The 25,527-nt window shown below is 40.4% G+C and carries 18 protein-coding genes; 9 read left to right on the top strand and 9 right to left on the bottom strand.

Annotation, left to right across the window (positions count from 1 at the left end; translation table 11 throughout):
* Positions 1-82: 82 nt before the first annotated feature.
* From BLS33_RS08515 to BLS33_RS08490, 6 genes are all read right to left on the bottom strand, one after another.
* Positions 83-535: a GNAT family N-acetyltransferase gene (locus tag BLS33_RS08515; RefSeq protein ID WP_089887441.1), complete on the bottom strand. Its 453-nt coding sequence runs from the start codon at positions 533-535 to the stop codon at positions 83-85.
* A gap of 8 nt (positions 536-543) precedes the next feature.
* Entirely contained in the window at positions 544-1,305 is a 762-nt protein-coding gene (locus tag BLS33_RS08510; protein WP_089887438.1) for an SDR family oxidoreductase, read from the bottom strand.
* A 166-nt stretch (positions 1,306-1,471) separates the two neighbouring features.
* Positions 1,472-2,092 (bottom strand): MarC family protein, encoded by a 621-nt coding sequence (locus BLS33_RS08505; RefSeq protein WP_089887435.1) that lies wholly within the window; start codon positions 2,090-2,092, stop codon positions 1,472-1,474.
* Positions 2,093-2,235: 143 nt separating this feature from the next.
* Positions 2,236-3,708 (bottom strand): mannitol dehydrogenase family protein, encoded by a 1,473-nt coding sequence (locus BLS33_RS08500; RefSeq protein WP_089887433.1) that lies wholly within the window; start codon positions 3,706-3,708, stop codon positions 2,236-2,238.
* Between the two features lie 6 nt (positions 3,709-3,714).
* A complete protein-coding gene (locus BLS33_RS08495) occupies positions 3,715-5,439 on the bottom strand; it encodes a purine-cytosine permease family protein (RefSeq protein WP_089887430.1) in 1,725 nt (574 codons plus the stop codon).
* Between the two features lie 140 nt (positions 5,440-5,579).
* Positions 5,580-6,593, bottom strand: coding sequence for a hypothetical protein (locus BLS33_RS08490; protein WP_089888147.1), 1,014 nt, complete (start codon positions 6,591-6,593; stop codon positions 5,580-5,582).
* Between the two features lie 373 nt (positions 6,594-6,966).
* On the opposite strand from BLS33_RS08490, the gene BLS33_RS08485 reads away from it, so the two are divergent.
* Genes BLS33_RS08485 through BLS33_RS08475 form a run of 3 tightly spaced genes read left to right on the top strand, consistent with a single transcriptional unit; the run spans position 6,967 to position 13,759 of the window.
* The gene (locus BLS33_RS08485) at positions 6,967-10,293 is read left to right on the top strand and encodes a transglutaminase family protein (protein WP_089887428.1); all 3,327 of its coding nucleotides are present in this window, start codon (positions 6,967-6,969) and stop codon (positions 10,291-10,293) included.
* Between the two features lie 12 nt (positions 10,294-10,305).
* Positions 10,306-12,867 carry a circularly permuted type 2 ATP-grasp protein gene (locus BLS33_RS08480; protein WP_089887426.1) on the top strand — a complete coding sequence of 854 codons (2,562 nt, stop codon included), beginning with the start codon at positions 10,306-10,308 and terminating at the stop codon, positions 12,865-12,867.
* 1 nt (position 12,868) lies between these two features.
* Positions 12,869-13,759 (top strand): transglutaminase family protein, encoded by an 891-nt coding sequence (locus BLS33_RS08475; protein WP_089887423.1) that lies wholly within the window; start codon positions 12,869-12,871, stop codon positions 13,757-13,759.
* An 87-nt stretch (positions 13,760-13,846) separates the two neighbouring features.
* On the opposite strand, the gene BLS33_RS08470 is transcribed toward BLS33_RS08475, so the two are convergent.
* Together BLS33_RS08470 and BLS33_RS08465 are read right to left on the bottom strand one after the other, a co-directional pair.
* Positions 13,847-14,371 (bottom strand): GNAT family N-acetyltransferase, encoded by a 525-nt coding sequence (locus BLS33_RS08470; protein WP_089888145.1) that lies wholly within the window; start codon positions 14,369-14,371, stop codon positions 13,847-13,849.
* A gap of 174 nt (positions 14,372-14,545) precedes the next feature.
* Positions 14,546-15,730, bottom strand: coding sequence for a heparan-alpha-glucosaminide N-acetyltransferase domain-containing protein (locus BLS33_RS08465; protein ID WP_089887421.1), 1,185 nt, complete (start codon positions 15,728-15,730; stop codon positions 14,546-14,548).
* 169 nt (positions 15,731-15,899) lie between these two features.
* Here BLS33_RS08465 and BLS33_RS08460 point away from each other — a divergent pair, with 169 nt between their 5' ends.
* From BLS33_RS08460 to BLS33_RS08435, 6 genes are all read left to right on the top strand, one after another.
* Complete coding sequence (locus BLS33_RS08460) at positions 15,900-16,433, top strand: NADPH-dependent FMN reductase (protein ID WP_089887418.1); 534 nt, start codon at positions 15,900-15,902, stop codon at positions 16,431-16,433.
* Positions 16,434-16,436: 3 nt separating this feature from the next.
* On the top strand, positions 16,437-17,735 hold the full coding sequence (locus tag BLS33_RS08455; protein ID WP_089887415.1) for an anthranilate synthase component I family protein: 1,299 nt from the start codon (positions 16,437-16,439) through the stop codon (positions 17,733-17,735).
* Positions 17,736-17,834: 99 nt separating this feature from the next.
* Entirely contained in the window at positions 17,835-18,659 is an 825-nt protein-coding gene (locus tag BLS33_RS08450) for an alpha/beta hydrolase (protein WP_089887413.1), read from the top strand.
* Between the two features lie 69 nt (positions 18,660-18,728).
* Complete coding sequence (gene tilS, locus BLS33_RS08445; RefSeq protein ID WP_089887411.1) at positions 18,729-20,033, top strand: tRNA lysidine(34) synthetase TilS; 1,305 nt, start codon at positions 18,729-18,731, stop codon at positions 20,031-20,033.
* Positions 20,033-22,012, top strand: coding sequence for a protein-disulfide reductase DsbD family protein (locus tag BLS33_RS08440; RefSeq protein ID WP_089887409.1), 1,980 nt, complete (start codon positions 20,033-20,035; stop codon positions 22,010-22,012). The genes tilS and BLS33_RS08440 overlap by 1 nt, the downstream gene beginning before the upstream one ends.
* Positions 22,013-22,110: 98 nt before the next feature.
* Positions 22,111-23,967, top strand: coding sequence for a CocE/NonD family hydrolase (locus BLS33_RS08435; protein ID WP_089887407.1), 1,857 nt, complete (start codon positions 22,111-22,113; stop codon positions 23,965-23,967).
* Positions 23,968-24,125: 158 nt separating this feature from the next.
* Here the strand turns inward: BLS33_RS08435 and BLS33_RS08430 are convergent, their stop codons facing one another.
* Positions 24,126-25,364: a hypothetical protein gene (locus BLS33_RS08430; protein ID WP_089887405.1), complete on the bottom strand. Its 1,239-nt coding sequence runs from the start codon at positions 25,362-25,364 to the stop codon at positions 24,126-24,128.
* Positions 25,365-25,527: the final 163 nt, after the last annotated feature.

Genomic DNA, 25,527 nt, shown 5'->3' with positions numbered 1-25,527 from the left:
TCAGAAAGTGCAGCGTTTGGTATGTAAATATAGTTAAATTGGTTAACGCCCACTTGAGAACGGCCCCTATTATAAAGCGGTTTTATCGGATTATTCTATTCAACCTAACTTTTCTAATACCACTTTCTGTGTTCCATTGTTTTACCTCTTTGAAACCAAACTTGAGGTACAGCGCTATTGCCGGGGCATTGGCTGCACCCGTTTCTACCATAAAAGGTTTTGAATTATAAGTATGGAGTACAAATTCCATCAATTGCCGCGCTATTCCTTGTCTGAAAAAATTGGGCGCAACGACCAAACTTTGAATATGAGTAAAGTCGCTTTCATTATTAATTTCAATAACTCCTGCAAGCTCATGGTTTTTTAGATATCCAAAAAAATAATTTTTGCTTTTTGAATAACTTTCAAGGCTTCTTTTTAAGGGCGGAAAATCTTTTGCGTTTAGTAGTTTTGCCTCGACCGCATACGAATCCTGAAAAACGGAACGGATGTTGTCGGCAATAGTTATCTCCTTGTTTTGAAGTTTTTTAATCATCGGTTGTTCTATAATAGAATTCCTCCAGAAGCTTCTATACGTTGTCCATTTATCCACCTTGCATCTTCGGTGCACAAAAAGGCAACTACACCTCCAATATCTTCGGGTTCTCCCACACGACCTAATGCAGTAACATTGGTTACCGCTTTTCTTTTTTGCTCGTTTGTTTTATTTTCACCGCCACCAAAATCTGTTGCAACAGCACCAGGGGCCACAACATTTGCTGTAATCTTTCGATGTGCCAATTCTTTGGCCAGATATTTTGTAAATACTTCTACGGCTCCTTTAACAGGGGCATAAGCGGATGAATTTGGGAAAGTAAACCTTGTCAAACCGGAAGAAATATTAATAATTCTACTACCATCGTTCAAATACCCCAAGGCTTTTTGTGTCAAGAAATAAACTCCTTTAAAGTGAACGTTGACCATTTCATCGAATTGATCTTCGGTTGTTTCAATAAAGGGTTGGTAAATTCCGGTTCCCGCATTATTTATTAAAAAATCAAGATTATCATATTGAGTTTCTGATTTTAAATAGACAGAAAGTTGATTGAAAAATTCATCAAAAGTATTGATTTTACTAGTGTCAAGCTGTAATGCATAACTAGTTTGACCCATTTGTCTTATTTCGGCGACTACTTCATCAGCTGCCGATTTGTTTGAATGGTAAGTGATAATAGAATCGATATTTTTTTTTGCCAGACTAATGGCAATGTCACGTCCTAAACCACGACTTCCGCCAGTTACGAGGGCAATTTTGTTTTTTGACATTTCAGTGGATTTTTATGCTTTTAAAATTGTGTAAAGAGTTTTGTGTAAAAAGTCTTGAAATACGGTTCTTGTTTACCAATAAATTTATACCGATAATTTTCAGGTATATTGTTCAAGAGTTTAAAGGTAAAATAATCTTACGCGGTGTACAATTTGGAAGCACTTTTCATTTTAGTAAGCCAAAGGATATTTTGATTCCTTCGATAACCATACTTGTGCCTATAATAGCAATAATCAGTCCCATTATTTTTCCAATGACGGAAATTACATTGTCGCCAATTTTCTCTGCAATGAAATCGCTCAGACTGAATGTAATGTAGGTCAATAGGCACATTAAACCAAAAATAAGCAGTACCAAACCAATGTGTACGTAGGTTGCATTGGATACAAAATTCATTGCAGTAACGATTGTTCCCGGTCCGGCCAGAATAGGAATTGCCAAAGGTGACACGGCTATGTTTTCATCGATATTGGTTTTCTGTAAATGCTTAACGTTCGATTTTTTAGATTGTAACATCTCGAAACCAACATAAAAGATTAGAATACCTCCTGTAATCTTGAATGCGGGTATGGTTATTCCAAAGAGCTCAAAAATGAACTTACCCAATATGACAAAGATGCTTATGATTACGAAGGCGATGAAAACGGCCTTTCTATTTATTTTTTGCTTTGTTTCTTTGTCCGCTCCTTGCACTAAGGACAAAAAAATAGGCATATTTGAAATTGGGTTCATAATGGCAAAGAAACCTGTGAATACGGTAATAGAAAATGTTATAAGGTTGTCCATTTATTTCATTTAGGGTATAGGTGTTGGTTCCTTCCTTAGGTTCTTGTCAGCAGTATATGGCTTGGAAACCTAGTCGTAATTTATACCGATAAATCGAACATAAAAGTAATATTAGGCTTTTACAAATGCCTTAGCAAACCACTTTATATCATGGCTTTCATTTGTCTTCTGATATCCACGTCTTTATAAATTTTCTGTACTGTATCGACATATAAATTCGCAAATCGCTCATTTTTGGCAAGATCACCAAAAAGGGATTTCTGCTTTATAAAGGCTAATGGGTCTATTTCAGTTTGTTTCGCGGCCTTATGAAGTTCGGCGCTCATTACATCGATAATTTCAATTGGTTCTCCATGGCTATCTACATTTTTGTCACTATAGTAGCACCAAGCGGCAATTACCAGGGTTGAAAATTGAATACTTCCTTGTCGAGCCAAGTTTTCCTGAAGGGTGGCAATTAAAAACTTTGGCAATTTGGCCGAACTTTCTGAGCAAATACGGCTTACGCTGTCTTTTATGTTAGGGTTGGCAAAACGTTTTTCTAAGCTGTTTTTGTAACTGTTTAAATCAATCCCTTTAACCTCGTCCAATATTGGGCTTGCTTCCTTGTCCATAAAGGCTCTCAAATAGGTGACGAATATTTCGTCTTCCATGCAAGCGTTGATAGTCATATGTCCATGGATAGCACCTAAAATACCTAGTACCGAATGACCCGCATTCAGCAGGCGGAGCTTCATTTTTTCATAAGGTTTTACATCAGGTACAAATTGTACTCCGACCTTTTGGAATTCAGGCCGCCCTTCTGAAAATTTATCTTCCACGACCCATTGTATGAACGGTTCACAGGTTACGGGCCAATCGTCTTTTATTCCGTACGTATCATTGAGGTATGCGATATCGGCCTGAGTCGTAACGGGGGTTATCCGATCAACCATGGTATTCGGGAACTGTACTTGCGCCTCAACCCATTCGGCCAGTTCAGAATCTAGTTTTTTAATAAATGTCAACAACATATCACGTGTTATATCACCGTTATGTTGAATGTTATCACAAGACATAATAGTAAAGGCAGGAAGTCCCGCATCGCGACGTTTTTTTAATGCAGCCGTAAGAAAACCATATACTGTTTTTGGGCTATCGGGATGACTCAGTTCATGTTGGATATCAGGATTTCTAAAGTCAAATTCTCCTGTTGAAGGGTTAAAATTATAGCCTCCTTCGGTAATTGTAAGGGAAACAATTTTAGTAGATGGGGCTGCCATAATATTTATGACAGGATCTGGGTCATTATGTCCAAGCAGGAAATCAACAATTGAACCAATAATTTGGCTCTCTACCGTTCCATCGGGATGTTTAACGATAAGCGTGTAAAGACCATCTTGGGCTTTAAGCACATCGTGTATTTTTTGATCGCCGGAACGCAAACCAACACCGCAGATTCCCCATTCAGAAGCACCAATTTTTTCCTGAAGTAAATGTGTATAGAAAGCCTGATGTGCCCGATGAAACCCACCGACCCCAATATGTACAATTCCTACTTTAAGTTTTTTTCGGTCATAATCCGGACAAGGTAGTAGGCTTGCGATTTGGCCTAAATTCTTTTGATTTAGTAACATAGAGATTTATTTTTTATTATGATTTTTTAATGTGTTGCGTTTCGACGCCATATAGGCGGTTATAAAGTAAATCAAAGTGCATATAAACGCATATCTATAAAATATTTCACGGTTTTCGATGTACAAAGCCTCATTTGAACTACCGAACAATACAATGCACGCCAGTACCAATGTAATTATAAGAACAATAATCGCTATGATTTTTAGTATTTTGGTAAATATAGAGTTGTCAGCTATAGGCTCAGGCTCTAGTTGGGCTTTTTGCTCTTGAAACCTCTCCATGTTTTCGTTGCGTCTTTTTTCTTGCTCCTCTTCTTCAGGATAGGATTTTTTAGCACCGTAGCGTGCCGCTAACAGGGTATAAATAAGGATCGTGAAAATCCAAGTAGGGATAAAAAGGTAAAAGAAAGACATTACATTAAGTGCGTTCAGTCCAAAACCGAACAAAAGGCCCATTGCCCATGAAGCAATTGCGGGAGTGCTAAATGTCAATTTACGGTACGACGACCAATAACGGGTATATCCTATCCGTGGAAATATTTGATGTTCGGCAAATACAATTCCACCCACGGGAACCACCAATAATCCGGCATACGTTAGTAGCGGCAGTATTTGCGTGAAAACAAATGGGAAACAGGCAACCACAATAGTTAGAAGACCTACCGTAAGGGTGGTTTTCCTCCGGGAATGGTTAAAGAATATGGCCTGTGCAGCCAAGCCTGCCCTGTAAAGGTTTGCTACGGCCGTGGTCCAACCGGCAACGATTACAATTACAAACCCTGACCAACCCAGGGCGTAGTAGGCTACGTCACCGGGATCGAGTTCAACAATCGATTTTCCTAATATTACGGCAGCCCCAGCCCCCATAATACCGGCGGCAATCCAAGCGACATAATGACCGAACATCATTCCCGTGCTTGTGGCAAGTCCGTACGATTTCTTTTTTGCGAATCGCAATAGTGCCATGTCGATGAGGCCAAAATGGGTAATAGTATTGGCGGCCCAAGCGAAACCAATGACTTCAATAAGTCCAATCCCTGGTTCACCGTTGCTGTCGATTCCTGTCCATATCGACTGATTGCCCAATGCTATAAAATCATCCCATCCTTGGGGTAGGGTTTTGCCCAAAACGTCTAACGAAAGTGCTGGGAGGAGAACGAGGGCACCACTCGTAAACATTACGAACAGCCAAGGCGCACAGATACCGGAAAATTCAGAGACTGCATTAAATCCATATATAGCTATGGAAACAACCACTATTCCAACTCCAAAAACAATGAGAATAAACCAAAGATTCGTAGGATACCAGTTAAGTTGGGCAGGGATATCAAACGCAAAACGAACCGCTGTGGCCGATACCGTAACCATAGCTGCGGAAATAACCGTGAAGATAATGACATTCGCCCAATTGTAAAGCTTGGTCATTGAATCACCCGCAATCTTATTGAGATAGGTGTATAAGCTCAATCGAGTATCAACGGCGATAGGTGAAGTAATGAACGTCCAACTTAGAACCGCCAAAATATTTCCAATTAATAGTCCCAATAGAATGTCCATTGTTTTTGCTCCCAATGCGACAAATGTCGCCCCGATAACAAACTCGGTCGCAGCTACGTGTTCTGCGGCATATAGCCCCGCAAAATGGGTCCAATCATGTAATTTATGCTTGGGAACGGGTAATTGCTCTTCGTCTAGGCTTTCGAATTCTGCAAAATCTTTGGTTGTGCTCATATTTGGCTCGTACGTTGAAAATGGGTTAATGTCAATTACTACTGAAAGGCTCCATTTATCCTTTAAAAAGCTTTAGTGTTTTCGTCACGTTGTTAAGTTTACAACATATTCTAATATCTCCTCATTATCCTTTATGTTCATTATTTTCCATAGCTACCTTGTGCATATGCGGCAACAATGCTACTACTTGGCGTTTTGCAATTACTTGGGAAATCGAAAAAATAAATGCAATTGGGCAGGCCATTGGTGAAATCTATTTTTACCCATCCGTTCGCGCTACTCCCAAAGCCTTTATAGCTATAGTTTGCCTGTAATGCCATAGGTCTTCCTTCGTTGTCTTTTGATAGTATAGTAACACCAGAAATGCTTCCCTGGGTATAGCGATTGAACGACCAGGTTTTTGATTGGTTGGCAACCAAATCATCAATCAATCTATTGAAATCTTGTGACCCAGAGGGGCCTCCAGACTTTTTCATAGTCGCATATTTACTACTTCCCTGCATGCGAATGGCAGGTTTGCTCAGGGCAAATAGCTTAAGGTTTTCCTCAAAGCGCCGAACACCGAGGCTATTACAGGGATTTAATTTGAAAATTTGAACCATATCGTTTTGTAGTCCTTTGGCTTTGTGCATCAAATCTACCGAATTGCCCATGGAGTTTGGGTCGGTTATCATTTCCATGGCGGTTCGTAGGGCATCGGTACGTTGCATGCCTTCGACCTCCATTTTGGCAGCGTAAAGATCGGGTCGTGCATATAATCCAGTTCCTACCCATTCCCATCTAACGCACACTCTACTGAGAACGTCGCCGTATCCATTGCGCGTAACTTCTTCCGTAGCACACACTTCTTCCATAATTTCGACCTTATCTGCAGGTAGGGCACTTGGGCACTGTTTGCCAAAGGCCCTGAGGTATTGTCCGAAAATCATAAGAAATTGCATGTCTTCGCGTTTCAGTTCAATGTTTTCAAAATGGCCCCGGTAGATGTAATCATAAAATTCGGCAAAATAGAGGCCGTCTGTATTGAAATCCATTGATTGTGGCAGGTCACTCCAATTTTCAGAACTGTCAACAGGGTTGTTGATAAAAGAAGCGGTGATTACAAATACAATATTTAAACCTAAAAGCTTACTAATAAGACTTCTTATGTGCATTTGAAGTATGGTTTTTGGAGATTGTTTAATCATTTACATTGGTCGATTATTAAATAAACTTACAAATAAAAAGAGAAACACAGCACCCTGTCTGGGCCAATTAATGTGGGTTTATCCGCTTGTGTTACTTGTTCGTCGAGTTGTGTAAATCTGAAATTGAGGTTTGAACCTTAACAAGGCTAAAACGAGAAAAAATACAAGAACAAGGCTGCTTTCTATAAAACAGGCAAAAAGGAGGGCAAAGATTATCGATCTAGCAAAAAGGAATAGCTATTAATTTTTTATGGATAAAAGTTTAAACTATCTCTGTTTAAGAGAGCGAATTACTATTATAAGTGCTTATCTTAGGATACATTGAAAATTTGATTTCGACATGGCATTAAAAGTAGCAATTGCACATAAAACCGTTTATAAATATGATCGACGGGTAAGCCTTTCCCCGCATATTTTTAGATTGCGGCCTGCACCGCATAGCAGAACACCAATAGAAGCATATTCCATAAAAATAAAACCAGAGAATCATTTTTTTAATTGGCAACAGGATCCTTTTGGTAATTATCTGGCCCGTATCGTCTTTCCTGAACAAACGGAAGAACTCTCTGTGGAGGTAGAAATTATTGCAGACTTAAAAACCATTAATCCCTTTGATTTCTTCGTTGAGGAAGCCGTAGAGAATTTTCCGTTTACGTATTCAGAGGATTTAAAAAAAGAATTACAACCCTACTTGGAAATATCCGAAAAAGGACCGTTGCTAAAAGAATGGATAGAAAAAATAGACATGACGCCTCGGCGAAGTATTGATTTTCTAATTGGTCTAAATCAAAATTTATACGAGTACCTCAATTATACCATTCGTATGGAACCCGGGGTACAAAGCTGTGAGCAAACCCTGGGTAATAAATTGGGTTCTTGTAGGGATTTCGCATGGTTGTTGGTGCAAACACTTCGGCATTTAGGATTGGCAGCTCGATTTGTATCTGGCTATCTTGTGCAGTTAAAGCAAGATGAGAAATCATTGGACGGTCCTTCCGGTCCGGATGAGGATTTTACCGATTTACATGCCTGGGCAGAAGTTTATTTGCCTGGTGCCGGCTGGATCGGTCTTGATGCAACTTCAGGTCTTTTGGCAGGGGAGGGGCATATTCCCTTGGCATGTACACCTTCCTTTGAAAGTGCTGCCCCAGTATATGGATTGACAGATCCCTGCGAAACGGAATTTGAATTTGATAATTCCGTAACCCGCATTTTTGAATCGCCACGGGTAACCAAACCTTATACCGAAGATCAATGGAATGCCATTTATAATTTGGGCTTTGTAGTTGAGGAAGAGCTGCAACAAAATGATGTTCGCCTTACGATGGGCGGTGAGCCCACCTTTGTTTCCATAGATGATATGGAAGGGGAAGAATGGAATACTGCGGCCGACGGCGAACACAAACGCAAATTGGCAAGTTCGCTTTCGTTACGCCTATTGGATGCTTTTGGCAAAGGCGGAATGTTGCACCACACACAAGGAAAATGGTATCCAGGAGAACCCTTGCCACGTTGGCTTATCGGTATTCATTGGCGAAAGGATGGCGAATCAATTTGGAAGGATTCCAAATGGTTGGCTTCGTTTACGGAAAATTATACCCTCCCGGAGGATATTACAAATATTTTTTTAAAGACTTTGACCAAATATTTGGCTTGTTCCGATGCTAGTATAGTTCCTGCTTATGAAGATGCTTTTTACTTTTTGTGGGAAGAAGGAAAACTACCGATAGATGTAGAACCAAAAGACTATAAAGAAAAAGATACGGCTTTGCGACGAAAGTTGGGCGAAGTATTGGAGCAGGGTGTTGGTAAAACTGTAGGCCATGTTTTTCCATTGGCCAAAAAGGATGACAATTGGATTACCAATACCTGGAAATTTAGAGGTAAGCATTTATTCTTAACTCCCGGGAATTCACCAATAGGGTTACGATTGCCTTTGGAATCGTTACCTAAAGAACCTGAAATACCATCGGAACCAACTGCAGAGCCAGAATTGTTCGAGGAAAAACCACCTTTGGATGCTTATGCGACCGATTTACAAAAGCGATTAAATTCCATTACTTCGACCTCCGTCAGCAAAAAGCAACCATTTGTACGTACGGCGATATGTGCAGAAGTACGAGACGGTAAATTATTCCTTTTCTTACCGCCTTTAGACAGTGCGGAAGACTTTTTAGACCTAGTGGCAAGCATCGAGGCAACCGCTAGAGAATTGGAAATTCCCATAATCATGGAAGGGTATGAGCCACCGAGGGATAACCGCCTTGAGGTGTTAAAGATTACGCCAGACCCTGGGGTCATAGAAGTAAATGTGCATCCCGCCAAGAATTGGCAAGAGCTCACTGACAATACCCTCAAGCTTTATGCGGAGGCTAAGAAGTCACGTTTGGGAACCGAGAAGTTTATGTTGGATGGCAAGCATACCGGAACTGGTGGGGGTAATCACGTTACGTTAGGTGGGGTCACGCCTGCAGACAGTCCGTTACTTCGAAACCCGCAATTGCTCCGCAGCTTACTAACTTTTTGGCAGCATCACCCTGGGCTTTCCTATTTGTTTTCGGGTGCGTTTATTGGGCCCACAAGCCAGGCGCCACGCGTAGATGAGGCGCGACTGGAAAATTTATATGAATTGGAAATCGCTTTTTCACAGATTCCGGAAGATAAAGAAGTACCTTTTTGGTTAACAGATCGCTTATTTCGGCATCTATTGACCGATATCACTGGAAATACCCACAGGGCGGAGTTTTGTATCGATAAATTGTATTCACCAGATTCTTCTTCGGGTAGATTGGGTATTTTAGAATTGCGTGCTTTCGACATGCCGCCACATGCACAAATGAGTTTGATGCAGATGCTATTGGTACGCACCTTGGTCTCTTGGTTCTGGAAGCACCCCTACAAGCATGATTTGGTGCGTTGGGGCACTGAGCTACATGACAAGTTTTTGTTAGAACATTACGTCAAGGAAGATTTAAGAGATATTGTTTCGCAACTAAACGATGCGGGTTATCCTTTTAAATTAGATTGGTTTGACCCATTTTTTGAGTTCCGCTTCCCGCTTTATGGAATGGTAGAGATTAATTCGATGCAAATTGAACTACGCATGGCCATAGAACCGTGGCACGTATTGGGTGAAGAAATGTCAGGTAGGGGAACAGCGCGTTATGTAGACTCTTCTTTGGAAAGGGTGCAGGTAAAAATAAAAAACTTCACGGAAGAGCGCTATAGTCTGACCTGTAACGGCGTAAAAATAGAATTGAATTCTACGGGTACGAAAGGCGAATATGTAGCTGGAGTTCGCTATAAAGCTTGGGACCCTTGGTCTGCCTTACATCCTACAATAGCGGTAGATGTACCTTTGGTTTTTGATATTGTCGACAAATGGAATAAAAAATCCATTGGCGGTTGCACGTACTTTGTTGCACATCCCGGAGGCCGATCTTACGACACCTATCCTGTGAACAGTTATGAAGCAGAATCTAGGCGAATCAACAGATTTTGGGATTTTGGGCATACGCAAGGTGAAGTCATACCGATGGAAATGGTCGCTACATCAAATTTTACCGGTAGAATGGTAGAACCTAAGGCTGCTTCCAATACATTTGTATATAAAGAAGTACCCCCAAATCGTGAATTCCCACATGTGTTGGATTTGCGAAAGAAGTAATTCATAGATTTTATGCCCATAACAAGTACGCGCTGGTTAAGTAATTATAATACCGAATATAGGAACGATGAAATGTTTACTCCGAAAAACGGTATCAAACCATATTGGAATAAACTACTAACAGAGTTTGATAAATTAGGTCCCAACGGGTTAATGGCCCGCCAAAGGGATATAGATTGGTTGCTTTTTGAGAATGGCGTTACCTATAACGTGTACAACGACCCACAAGGCATGCACCGTCCCTGGAACTTAAATGTGGTTCCTTTTATCCTCCCCAAAAGCGAATGGCAAACAGTAGAGGCCGGTATAGAACAACGGGCAGAGCTTCTAAATTTAGTTCTAAAAGATATATATGGTGAGGGTAATCTAATTAAAAATGGCATTGTTCCTTATGAAATAATTTATGGCCATCGTGGATTTTTAAGACAATGTGCGGGCATTGAATATCCAACAGACAAATTTCTTTCTATTTATGCGGCAGACCTTTCCCGTGGTACCGATGGTAGGCTTTGGGTCGTAAATGATCGTGCGGAGGCCCCTTCGGGAATGGGGTACGCCCTCGAAAACAGGTCGACCACCAGTAGAATTCTTCCTGAGATGTATGGTAGAATGAATGTGAAGCGCCTATCGGGATTCTTTCAAGAATTAAATCAAATGTTGATAGCTGCTTCTCCCGTAAAAAAAGAGAATCCCAATATTGTCATTTTAACACCGGGCTCTCACAACGAAACCTATTTTGAACATGCCTATCTATCTTCCTTTTTAGGATATCCTTTGGTACAAGGCAACGACCTTGTGGTGAGGGATGGCTTTCTGTGGATGAAATCCTTACAAGGACTTAAGCGTATAGATGTGGTTTTGCGTAGGGTTGACGATGCTTTCGCCGATCCCTTGGAGCTCCGGGAAGATTCCCATTTGGGGGTCGCCGGATTATTGGATGTGGTACGGAGAAAAAATGTATCTGTTATAAACCCCGTGGGCAGTGGGGTAATTGAGAATCCTGGGTTGATTCCTTTTATGCCGGCCGTTGCTAAATACTTTCTTAATCAAGATTTGATTCTGCCACAAATTGCATCATGGTGGTGCGGACAAGAACGGGAAAGAAAATATGTACTGGAGAATTTATCGCATTTGGTCATCAAAAGAATCGATCGAACCAATAGGGAAAGTATTTATTTTACCGAGTTCATGGCCCAGCAACAATTGAATGATCTTAAAAAGGAAATTGAAGAAACTCCTTATCGTTATGTTGCCCAAGAAAGAATAAGCTTTTCTACTGCGCCCAATCTAGTCAATGAAAGTATTGAGTCTAGAAATTTAGTGACGCGTGCTTTTTGCATTGCATCAGATGATAAATATAGCGTAATGTCCGGTGGGCTCGTGCGCGTGGCTCCTGATCGAGAAACCATCAGGGTATCTAATCAACGCGGAGGTACTAGTAAAGATTTATGGGTGCTAGACGACGCCCCAATTAAGGAAGATAAGTACAGACATTGGCAAAAAAGGAGTTCTGTGGCCATAAGTGGTTTGAATGATTTGCCCAGCCTTACTGCTGAAAACCTATATTGGGCCGGGCGTTATGTGGGGCGTACGTTGGTAAATGCCCGCTTTATTCGTATGGTGATGCGACACATGGCCCTAGTGCAGAATAGAAATGAAAAGCCAGATTCGATTAAACTTCAGGTCTTATTTAAGGCGGTAACCCAACTAACGGGTACATACCCTGGTTTTACCGATAAAACCAAGGAAGGCAAATTGGCAATGGAAGACCCCATGGAAGAAATGTTATCGGTAATACTCGATAGAGACAGACCTGGGAGTTTAGCGCATACGATTTCAATGTTCAGCAATTCGTATTATTCCATTCGAAACTTATGGTCGTCCGATATGTGGCGGGTATTCGAAAACATTCAAAAGCTATGGCAGTCATTCGAAGAGGGAAAGGACCGGTCGATCAATAAAATTTTAAAAGTTCTCAACCAGCTGATTACCCGCTTGATTGCCTTTATGGGGCTTATTGAGGAGAGCATTTTGGTGCAACAGGGCTTGTTGCTCTATTTTATTGGGCTGCAATTGGAACAAAGCATGCTGACAATTACGAAATGTCGCTCCCTACTTACTATTAAATATGATGAGCAGGTAGAATATGATCTCTTGGAATATTTGTTGGCCAGCCATGAAAGTCTTAATATATACCGCTATAGTTATCGCTCCTACATTCAACTGGAGCACGTGCTGGACTTGGTGCTGCTTGATTTGGAATACCCAAGATCTTTGACCTTTATGTTAAATAGGGTTCAGAAAGATATTGCACGATTACCGCATTCCCATAAGGAGAACAGTCTAAGTAATTATCAGAAATATATTTTTGAAGCATTCTCAAGGTTGCGATTGGCGGAGTCTTCCGATTTAGTGAAAACAAAATCTGAAACCGACTTTTTTAGGGAGGAGTTGGATACGCTATTGGAAAAACTTTCCGAACTCTTATATGAATCATCCCAATCGATAAGTAGCACTTATTTCAATCATACCAACAAGCAAAATCAATTGGTAACCCAATCTTTTCCTATATAATATGGTCTTTAAGGTTACACATACTACGAAATACGCTTACAGTGCACCAGTAAGTTATTGCCATAATATTGCCACGCTTCGTCCACGTGAATCTAAGGGGCAGCAGTTGTTGGGGTATAAAATACAGGTTATACCGGAGCCCGCAGAAATATCAGAACGCAAAGATTTCTTTGGAAATTACATCACCCGATTTTCTATACAAACAGAGCATAAAGAGCTCAAAGTCACTACTAAAAGTAAGATAGTCCGGAATTATGCACAGTTTAGAGATTCATTTTTTTCGGAAGAATGCAAAAGAGTAACTATAAATGATGCGCTTTTTGCATTAAGTAGAATCAATCCCGAAGTGATGGAGGCAAAGCAATACATCTTGGAGTCTATTTTTATAAAACGTGCCGATGCCAGTATACGGGCATATGCTGAGGTTTCCTTTAAAAATAATCGTTCCGTTTTTGAGGCAGCCTACGAATTAATGCAGCGTATATATACAGATTTTCAGTTTGTTTCGGGGTTCACCAGTATTTCTACGCCTATAGCAGAAGTCATGAAAGAGAAGAAGGGGGTTTGTCAAGACTTTGCCCAAATAGCCATTGCTTGCATACGTTCGGTAGGGTTGCCTGCCAGGTATATCAGTGGATATATTGAAACTGTGCCCCCTGAAGGCAAAGAGAAATTGGTTGGGGCGGATGCCTCCCATGCTTGGTTTTCTATTTTTATTCCTGGTTTTGGATGGGTAGATTTTGACCCTACTAACAATCTTATACCTATGGATCAACATATTGTAGTCGGTTGGGGTAGGGATTACTATGATGTTCCGCCCTTAAAAGGTGTGGTGTATGGTAGCGGTAAGAGTAAACTTAAGGTAGCTGTTGATATTGCCGCTATGGTGTAGCGAAGAGCACCCATTTTTTGCAGTGGACAAGGTCACTTTCAAAAACCTTTTGTTTGCTATATTTTTGATTTTTAGTTTTGCTGGCGTTTATTGTTTCCAATTCTCCCGGTCTATCCTAAAAATATTAAAAGACTTCAATTTTTTTTCAAAGGTCATACCATTTTTTAATGCAACTTTTTCAGAACCTAAGTTATCGATATGCATCATTGAAATTAATGAAGGAGCAAAATCGTTGTCAAAAGCATAATTTTTACATTTTTTTGCAGCTTCAGACGCAAAACCTTGACTCCAATACTCAGGAAGTATAGAATACCCGATTTCTAAGCGCTCGATATTTTCAACAGTTTGAACTAATAGACCACATTGACCTACGAGTAGGTTTGTTTTTTTATCAATAAGAACATTCATTCCTCCCAAATCATTTTCGTATCTATGAAATGCCTTGTCAAACCATTTTTTGCATAATTCAGATTCGGAGAGTTTGGGGTCAAGATCCAAGAATTTTGCAACATTTTTTACTTTAAATAAACCTAACCAAGTATCAAAATCATCTGATTTCAATAGTCTAAATTTTAATCGCTCGGTTTCTTGTCCTGTGAGTAGGTATTTCATTTTTAGCTTATGTGACAGTTTGTAATTATAAACAAAACCCGCTTGGGTCATCAAGATGAGGTTTTATATCTTATTCTAAGAGCCTGTTTCAAAGGTTTTCCAAAGGCTTTGTTGGAAGAACATAATGTATAAAATCGCTGAAAAAGCTATTTGACAATGAAATTATATCTGAAATTAGTTTTTAGCCAAACCCAAACGTCGCAATAAGCGAAAGAAAAGCGTTTTTAAAAGGCTTGCCGTGTATAGCGCTAAGGTTTCTGTTTGTATCCAACAGAAGTGTAGTGTTGAAGCAATGTTTAATTTGATGAATTCCTTATGGCGTTCGTATTGGAGCGCCGTATAAGTAGAGACGACCATAAAGAGTAAGGCACTTGGCACGACAACTTCAGGAGTCAGCGCATGGTTCAAAAACCGATAAAGACCCAGCCCGGTAAAACTGCCATATAAAATTATAAAATGCACTACGTAAATAGACAATGTACTTTGTCCGATTTTAAGTAAGGTCGGGTTTTGTAACAAGCCTCGAAATAGCATAAAAACAGTAAATACAACAAGAACATTACCCAATCTAATGAACAAGTAATTATTTAATAAGATGTTATTAAATAATTGTATATCAGTATTTTGATAAAGTATATAAAAGAAGTCGGACGAAAATAAAATAAGTCCAATACCGATTATAGCGGTACTAACAATGGCCGTCGGATAGAGGTATTTAAAATTCTTGAATCTGCTAAATAGCAGCGAAAGAAAACCACCCGTAGCGGCATAGCCGAACCAAGGTAAAATGGTAAATACAGAACCGTTGGACCGCGTCAGGTAATTTGCCAGAAAACTGGGTAAGGATGAAAAGTTCCATGTTGCATAAAGCGGTTCAAAAAGAAAGATGGAAAACATAGCTGCAGCTAGAACCAATGGGAAAACAAATCCTTTTCGTTTGAAGGTCAAGAGGTAGATGCCAACTATTCCTAAAATTGAAAGGCCGATACAATGTAAGACGTCGACGAGGTAGAACGACTCGTATATTTGGCCCTGAAGCAGCCCGAAAAGGTTTATGCGCAACAAGTAGCCGATCAATAAAAGCTCTAATCCGCGTTTAATACCCTTTTTTACCCGTGGGTTCTCAAAGCCGACCTTATCACCGCGAACCAATAAATACGTGAAAATAAAGCCTGAAACTGTAAAAAAGACCGGAGCGGTAATGCCCCGAAAATATTTCCATATACCAAAAATCGTGTTGGTGTCATCACGAAAAGCGGTGTCAAGCAGCCCATCGACAAAATGCCCCTGAAGCATCATAAGAATGGCCCAAGCCCGCATGGCGTCGATAAAATAGAGTCTGGCAGTCTTTTTTTTCATATAAGCTATTTAATGCCCGCTAAATTGGCAACAGAAACATTTTGATTTAACTACCTTATATACTTGTATTACAGGGTGTTTGGATGTTTTGTTCCGCAAAATTAGATAAAATACTCGCATTTAAGCAGTATTTGGGGTATTTTCGCTCAACGGACATTAATATGCAACTATGGCTACACTATTGGCATTCGCCGGGAGTAATTCTTCCACATCGATCAATTTCAAACTCGTAAAATACACAGTGTCTAAAATTGAAGGACAAAATGTGCAATTGTTAAATTTGGCAAACTTCCCGTTTCCCATGTATAGTGCCGACTATGAGCGGGACAAAGGGTATTCCAATTCATTGGTCGAATTAAAGGGTGACATTGAACAGGTCGATGGGCTTATAATTTCCGTCAATGAACACAATAGCAATCCTTCGGCCTATTTTAAGAATGTTCTCGATTGGTTGTCGCGTTTGGAGCTTAAATTTTTGGCGGATAAGAAAGTGTTTTTAATGTCTACTTCAGGTGGTAGGCGAGGAGGAATGGGGTCTTTGGAGGTCATTAAAAATTTACTTCCCCGATTTGGAGCTGAGGTAGTCGAAACTTTTTCGCTTCCTTCTTTCCATGATAACTTTGATGAAGAGAATGGTATTTCTAATACCGATATGGCAGAAGAGCATCTCAAAAAGCTCAACGAATTTTTGACCAAAATTTAAGCCTTGAGAAAGAGGGTCTCGTTTACAATTGCAGATGTTCCGAACTTTAAGAACGCGCTTTTGTGTTGGGCCGGTCAATTTAGGGAGGTCGTTTGGTTAGATAGCAACGGTCATAAAGACGCCTACGGCGCTTTTGATGCGTTGTTGGCGGTCGATGCCCTTACGAGTCTTACGACAGATGCCAAGCAAGCCTTTGATGATTTGAAAGAATATCAGCAGCGTGCAAACGATTGGCTGTTCGGCTATCTCTCTTACGACCTTAAAAATGATGTCGAGCAACTCGATTCGGCTAATTTTGATGGTTTGCATTTCCCGGAGCTGCATTTTTTTCAGCCTAAAAAAATAATCCGTATCACCGCGAACAAGGTTGACTTTATCTACCTGAATATGGTAGATGACGAAATAGAGGGGGATTTTAAGGAGGTGTTGGAAACTGTAATTCCAGAAAAAGACCCAGCGGTTACCAAAGACATCCATATTAAACTGCGCATTTTTAAGGATGAATATTTTAGAAGGGTCGATGCCCTTTTGGCTCATATTCATCGCGGTGATATTTATGAAGCTAATTTTTGTCAAGAATTTTATGCCGAGAATACCGTTATCGACGCCTTCCGTACATATTTGAAATTGAATGCCATTTCACAACCACCCTTTGCCGTATTTCTTAAATTGGAAGATAAATACCTGCTTTCGGCTTCGCCTGAACGCTACCTGAAAAAATCTGGAAACAAAATTATATCGCAACCGATAAAGGGTACGGCCAAGCGTTCTAAAGATGCTGAAACGGATAAATTATTAAAACATAATTTGGCACTTGATGAAAAAGAGCGTGCCGAGAATATTATGATTGTTGATCTGGTGCGAAATGATCTTTCGAAAAGTGCCAAAAAAGGAACTGTCATTGTTGATGAACTTTGTAGAGTATACACTTTTAGACAAGTACATCAGATGATTTCAACTGTTAGTGCAAGTGTTGAAGCGCATAAAAATCCGGTAGATTTGATTAGGGAAACCTTTCCGATGGGGAGTATGACCGGGGCGCCAAAGATATCCGCTATGAAAATAATCGAGGAACAGGAGGCTTTTAAACGCGGACTTTATAGTGGTGCAGTGGGGTATATAACCCCGGAAGGCGATTTTGATTTTAATGTTGTAATTCGAAGTATTCTGTACAATGCAACAAAAAAATATGTTTCGTATTCCGTGGGTGGGGCAATCACGGCGCAGGCTATTCCAGAGAAGGAATATGAAGAATGTTTGTTAAAGGCGAAAGCTATGCGTGAGGTGTTGGAAGATTATTAAGCGAATGGAAAGGTGAAGGGGGTAGGCACGAAGGATAAGACGAGAGTTTTGGAATCATAGCTTTTGACAAAACATCGAATATTATTTTACTTTTACTAAATGCATGTTGAAGAATTTACTATTCCGGCATATGACGTCCAAATTTTTGGGACTCATACCTCGTCTGAAACTGTTCGTGGTGTTGTAGTCTTGGTGCATGGCTTCGGTGAGCATTCGGGGCGCTACGCAAAACATGTGGTTCCCATGCTATCGAATTTGGGCTTGGCCGTAGTACAGTATGATAACATTGGTCATGGAAAATCTGGGGGTAAACGCGGGGATTGTCCAAGTTATGATGCCTTGATGGATATTTTAAGCCAGGTGGTTCAAAAAGCCCAAGAACGCTATCCCGACCTTCCTTTATTTTTGTATGGCCATAGTATGGGCGGTAATTTGGTGCTGAATTACGCTTTGCGGTTCGAGATGCCCATTCGAGGTATTCTGGCGAGCAGTCCGTATTTGAGGTTGGCTTTTCGACCCCCGTTGTGGAAAATGGCTTTAGGGAAGCTAATGTTGCATATTCTTCCATCGATAACTATGCCATCAGGTTTGGATCCAAATGGAATTTCTAGGATACCCGAGGAAGTTGCTGAATATGTCTCCGATCCCTTGGTGCATGACAAAGTGAGTCCAATGTATTCTTTTCCGGTCATGGATGCCGGAGAGTGGGCTATAGCTCACGCCGATGAATTAAAATCACATGCCTTATTGTTGCATGGTACAGCGGACCCTATTATTGATTATCACGGTACGGAAGATTTTTGCCGAAATTCAAAAAAGGCGGAATTAAAGCCTTTCGAAGGGGGGTACCATGAATTACATCATGATGAATGTCGTGATCAAATGCTGGATACGGTTAGAAACTGGTTGAAGTCAAAATTGTAAATCTCTACAAACAATTCTGGGTAAGAATTTCAAATCTTTCACCTCATAATTCTTCCTTACTTTTGCACCATGTTGGAGGATTTTAAAAAACATATCGAAACCCATTTTCCCAATCTATTCGGGAAAACATTCCTGCTGGCCTGTAGCGGTGGTGTCGATAGTATGGTGCTGGTAGATTTGTGTGACAGATGTAATCTTGATTTTGTAATAGCACATTGTAACTTTAAGCTTCGTGGTGAAGCCAGTGAGGGTGATGAGGCATTGGTTCGGAAAGTTAGTGGGGATATCAATAAATTATTTTTGGTAACTCATTTTGATACAATAGGTTATATAAACATTAATAAAGTTTCACTTCAAATAGCAGCACGGGACCTTAGGTATAGCTGGTTCGCCGAAATGATGGAAGAAAGGGGTGTAAATACCTTGGTGACGGCTCATCATGCCGATGATAATTTGGAGACTTTTATAATTAACTTATCAAGGGGTACAGGTATTGCCGGGTTGACGGGAATTCCTTCTAAAACGGACACTATTGCCCGGCCTTTATTGCCTTTTTCCCGGGAGGAGATTTTGACATATGCCCATAATCGGAATTTGACATGGCGGGAAGATAGTAGCAATGCCAATACCAAATACCTGCGAAATAAAATACGACACGAAATTGTGCCGTTGCTCAAAGAATTACATCCTAGTTTTTTGAATAATTTTGAACTTACTAGAGCACATTTATCAGATACCGCTAGCCTTATAAGTGACTATGCTAAGCGATTACAAAAAGACTTGTTTGATGAAGAAGAAGGAATAATTCGCATAGCTGTCTCAGAATTGCTGCCACTGCAACCCAGAATAGCCTATTTACACGCCTTATTTTCAGAATTTGGATTTAGTGCTTGGGAGGATATTTCAGGTCTCTTGACCGCAATGAGTGGCAAGGAGGTCCGTTCCAAAACACATCGGTTGGTCAAAGATCGCGAATTTCTATTGTTAACGGAAATCACTCCCATATCAAATGAAGTTTATGTCATTGGAGAAAATGAGATAGGGATAGAGAACCCTATGCATATGCAGATGATTGAAGTGGAAGGAATAGGCGAAACGGGACCAAAGATACTTTACGTAGATAAAGAAACGTTAAAGTATCCGCTGACCGTAAGAAAATGGAGCGAAGGCGACTATTTTTACCCTTTGGGAATGCAAGGCAAAAAGAAATTGTCCAAGTTTTTTAAGGATGAAAAAATAGACGTAATCACAAAACATAACCAATTGTTGCTTTGTTCGGGAGAAGCCATTGTTTGGGTCATTGGGAGACGCCCCGACAATCGGTTTAAGGTTACGGAAAAAACTCATAAAATTGTAAAATTTATAGTAAACTAATGAAATATATAACACTATTTATAGTATTATTTATCAGCATTTTACCTGTTTTATCACAAGATGATGACAATCCAGTGTTATGGTCGCATGAATACCATAAGATTTCAGATACTGAATATGAACTAATCATCAAGGGCGACATATTCGAGGGCTGGCATGTGTACTCGCAATTTACTGCCGACGGGGGTTCAATGCCCAGCGAATTTACTTTTGATAAGGCAGGTACCGACTATGAACTTATTGGAAAAACCGAGGAGAGCGAGACCATAACCGAATACGTTGAAGTTTTCGATGTAGACGAAACTTTCTTTAAGGATGAAGTAGTCTTTACCCAGAAAATACGATTGCTCGATCCGAATGTACGCCAAATCGATGTGAACCTTTGGTATCAGGTGTGCAAGGAGGTATGTATCCCCGTGGAGAAAGATTTTAGTTTTTCATTGGACGGAGGTACCGTCATAAAATCTGAAAAAGAAGTCGATGCCCGAAGTTTGGCTATGGGTAAAGCCTTAAAACTCGATTTAAAGAACAAAACACTTTTGACAGATTCCGTAGGGCAAGCCTTGGAATCAAAGTCGGGATTGTGGGGCATTTTTGGACTCGGATTTTTAGGTGGTCTTATTGCTTTGCTGACACCCTGTGTTTTCCCGATGATCCCCCTTACAGTATCGTTTTTTACAAAACACTCTCAAAAGAAGTCGAAGGGAATAGCGAATGCCATATTGTACGGGTTCTTTATTGTTCTTATCTACTTCGCGCTGAGTTTGCCTTTCCATATTTTTGATTCGGTCGATTCACAAATCTTGAATACCATAGCGACCAATATTTGGCTGAATATCGTCTTCTTTGTCGTTTTCGTCTTTTTTGCTTTCTCTTTCTTTGGGTATTATGAATTGACGCTGCCGAGTTCTTGGGCAAATAGGATGGATGCGGCTTCAAGTAAAGTCGGGGGTGGTTTTGGAATATTTTTTATGGCGGTTACCTTGGCTATTGTTTCTTTTTCGTGCACTGGCCCTATTTTAGGCGGGTTGTTAGGCAGTACCGTTCTTGAAGAGGGTGATGTGGCTGTTAACCTTACGGCTGGTATGACCGGTTTTGGTGTGGCACTGGCATTACCGTTTGCTCTTTTTGCACTTTTTCCGGCTTGGTTGAATTCATTACCAAAATCAGGAGGATGGATGACCACCGTCAAGGTAGTGTTAGGCTTTCTCGAATTGGCTTTGGCCTTGAAATTTCTTTCCAATGCCGATTTGGTGGCACATTGGGGCCTCTTGAAACGTGAGATTTTCCTAGGGATATGGATTTTATTATTTGTGTTATTGACCTTGTATCTTTTCGGGGTGTTTCGTTTTCCACATGACGGTCCGAAACAGAAATTATCAATTACCCGAAAGGGAGTAGGGGTGGTCAGTGCGGCTTTTTCGCTATATCTGATTCTGGGACTGTTGAATATATCAAATCTGAAATTGTTAAGCGGATTTCCACCACCTGATTTTTATAGCCTTCAAGAAACAGAAAGCGATTGCCCCTTAGGTATCGATTGCTTTAAAGATTTTGATAAAGGTATCGCTTACGCCAAATCGGTAAACAAACCGGTACTGCTCGATTTTACCGGATGGGCCTGTGTAAACTGCCGTAAAATGGAGGAAAATGTTTGGAGCGAACCGGATATTTATCCGATTTTGAAAGAAGATTACGTATTGATTTCCTTATACATCGATGACCGTAAAGAATTGCCACGAGAAGAGCAGTTCGATTTTAAATTCGATTCAGGCCGTGTAAAGGCTATTGAAACGGTGGGTGAGAAGTGGGGTACTTTCCAAACATTAAATTTTAATTCGGCTTCACAGCCGTTTTATGTGCTAATGTCACCAAATCTTGAGGTATTGAATTCCTCCATACAGCGTACCGATAGCGATACCTACCGTGATTGGCTGAAAACGGGTCTAGCGAAGTTCAGGGAACTGTCCATGGAGTAAATGCAATGCTGAAAAGAATGACTTCCTATTATTGGCGAATACCAGTTGGTATGTGAAGGAGAATAGTATCAGGTTTTTGAAAACTAAATTATAGGCAGATGAAGTACATTATACTCTTTTTTTTAACAATTTCCTCGGTTTCCTGTGCCCTAACACAATCCGATAGCACAGTTAATTACAGCCCTAAAGACTATTATAACAAGCAAGAAGTGACGATTATCATGCGCGATGGTATCAAGTTGCATACAACGGTTTATTCACCCAAAGACACGTCGAAAGAATACCCCATATTGTTGTATAGAACAACGTATAGCTGCAAACCTTATGGTGCTAATGAGTTTCCTTCCGTCATCGGCCCCAATACGACCATGATGAAAGAAGGGAATATCGTGGTCTGCCAAGATGTACGCGGTAGATATAACAGTGAAGGTATATATGATAATGTTCGGCCATTCAAACCGAACAAAGTAGGAAAAGAAGTGGATGAAGCGTCCGATACGTATGATACGATTGACTGGTTGCTAACCAATGTAGATAACCATAATGGAAAAGTGGGAAGTTGGGGCATTTCATACCCTGGTTTTTATGCAACTTATGCACTGCTAAGCGGCCATCCAGCGATAAAAGCAGTATCGCCCCAAGCCCCTATCGGTGATTTCTATTTCGATGATTTTCATCACAATGGAGCGTATTTGCTCAGTTATTGGCGGGCGACAGCCGTTTTTGGCTATATGAAAGACCAACCCACAAAAGAGGAATGGTACAAATTTCCCGATTTGGGAACAGAAGATCAATACCAGTTCTTTCTTGATGTAGGTCCATTATCCAATTTGGATAAGTATTATAAGGAAGATAATGTTTTCTGGAACCAATTAAAAGAGCATCCTGACTACGACAACTTTTGGCAAGAACGGGGCATCATTCAGCACCTAAAAGATATCAAACCTGCCGTAATGGTTGTTGGTGGATGGTATGATGCGGAAGATTTATATGGTCCGTTGGAAACTTACGGTACTATTGAGGAAAACAGTAAAAATTATAACACGATAGTTATGGGGCCTTGGAGCCATGGAGATTGGTCGCGTTCGAACAAGCGGCAAGCAGTTGGAAATGTATATTTTGGAGACGATATTTCAAGATTCTACCAAGAGGAAATCGAAACGAAATTCTTTAACCATTTTCTAAAAGAAGAAGGTGATAAAAATTTTAGTTTGCCGGAAGCCTATATGTTCGATACAGGAGCAAAGCGTTGGGAAACCTTCGATACCTGGCCACCAAAACAAACTAAAAAGTATGCCTATTCTTTACAGCGTAACCAGCGTTTGTCAAATATCGCGACTAGGGAGTATTCGTTTCAAGAATTCGTAAGCGACCCCGAAAAACCGGTTCCGTATTCCGAAGATATTAAAATGGTTTTTACACCCAGAAAATATATGACCGACGACCAGCGTTTTGCGGCCCGTAGACCAGATGTTTTGGTTTTTGAGACGGAGCCCTTGGAAAATCCTATGACTTTTGTGGGAGACATCATGGCGAAACTCAGGGTTTCAACAACCGGAACTGACGCCGATTGGGTGGTCAAATTAATTGATGTGTACCCGTCAGACCATCCTGATTATGAGGAGACACAAGACTATTTAAAAATGGGTAACTATCATCAAATGGTGCGCAGTGAAGTGCTAAGGGGGCGCTATCGAAACGATTTTTCCACTCCCGAAGCTTTTGTTCCAAATCAGGAAACTCCTGTTGAAATTAAACTACAAGACGTTTTTCATACGTTTAAAAAAGGGCATAAAATTCAAATACAGGTGCAAAGCACATGGTTCCCATATATTGATATCAATCCACAGACTTTTGTGCCGAATATCTTCTACGCCAAACCTGAAGATTTTCAAAAGCAAACACACAGAGTTTATAATAACTCGATCATAGAATTTACAACCTTAGAAGACTAGCTTTTGCTATAACGATGAGAAGCAGTTTATAGAAGTGGGTAAATACAGTTTCTATGAGTTGCTTTGCTACTAAAAAAATAACTTCATCCCGAATCATCGGGATGAAGCTTTGCTTTTGACACGGCCGGAGTATATTTTAACCTTGCCGTGGTGCGATTTTAATAGTAGTATTGCTCATTCTCTTCTTCTTCAACTTCCTGTTCTGTTGAGGGGCTACCAATGATTTCTTCCAATGTATCTAAAAAGGCGGTATGAACTTCATTTTCATCCAGCGCATGACCTCGGGAAAAATAATGTCGGTGTATTTTACCATAGGCATAGCCTTTACATGCTTTGTTACAATTATAGAAACCTTGGCGACCTAATTCGTATCCTTGTTTGGCTGCTTCCATGCGTTGGTCGGGTGTGCCATGGTGACCATCATTATCAAAAGAGCAATCGCCTATGTTGTAGAACAAATCAAGAAATTGTTTGGCCCTTTGCCAATTGTGTGTTCCTCCCCTTTGGTGGGTCAAGTAATAACCTGTGAAAAAATCAGCTTCAAGTTCTGTGGTACGCGTAGCCTCGGGCACATTATCGGCAGCGCCATCAGGATACCATGTTTCGAAATTATTAAATTGAATTTGATGAGCCCATTCATGGGATAAAATTCCGCTCAAAATAACTTTTTTGTCAATTCCGGTTTCAGCCATCAGTTCTATAAGACCATCACCGAGTACGATAAGATCGCCTTGGTCGAAGTCACCCTCTAGAGCTATAGCAAAAGCATCGAACGACAAAAGTGGCGTCTCTACTAGAAAGGTACTTTCAACATTCACGACGTTGATAAAAAAATCGGCATAGTCAGCCGCGTCGGCTTCATTAAAACCATACCAAAAGGTTAAAATTTCCACGATTTTGTCAAAATTGTTCAAGGTAGTATTATGTTGTCCGCGTACGGTAACCTCGTGACGCATTTTCCAAAATCTTTCAAGTTTCCATTTTAGATAATACACGTAAAATGTATATTCACCTCTTTCCCCGAAGTATTGATGACCTTCATCGGTAAGTGTATATACAAAGTTCATTTCCGCATAAAGGCTGTACCATTCCAGGCCCAAGGCGTCTAAGTTACTTGAAACCGAGGCATTGATGACATCATCAAAAGGAGTGGGAGCGCAAGCGCTTGGTTCAACTGCTTTGGCAATATCGAAAGGAATATCGTTGGATTTAAAACCATTTGGTAAATCGATAGCAAGTGATGGAATGGAATATTCTGTGTTTTTTGCCATTGTGGTCTTCGCACTGACACTCGTTAGAATTTCGAGGTCGGTTTCATCAGTTTCCTTGGAGCAGGAGGAGAGTAGCAGCCCGATAAAAAATGAGCATAGGTAAACTCGGATAGTGTTTTTTTTCATAATAGTGTTTTTAGGTTCTTAAGTTGAAAATACAAAAATTTGTTAAAAATATGTACGATTAAGACTATTAAATTTTGAAATGTAACCCTACACGTAGAATGGCTTGGTTCTATCGGAATAACGCATAAATTATCTGTAAGTTTGGGGTTCTTGCCTTGCAAGG

This window comes from Kriegella aquimaris (assembly GCF_900103215.1).
Taxonomy (GTDB): domain Bacteria; phylum Bacteroidota; class Bacteroidia; order Flavobacteriales; family Flavobacteriaceae; genus Kriegella; species Kriegella aquimaris.
The sequence above is the reverse complement of the archived record's forward strand: the minus strand, read 5'-3'. Positions and strand labels throughout refer to the sequence as shown.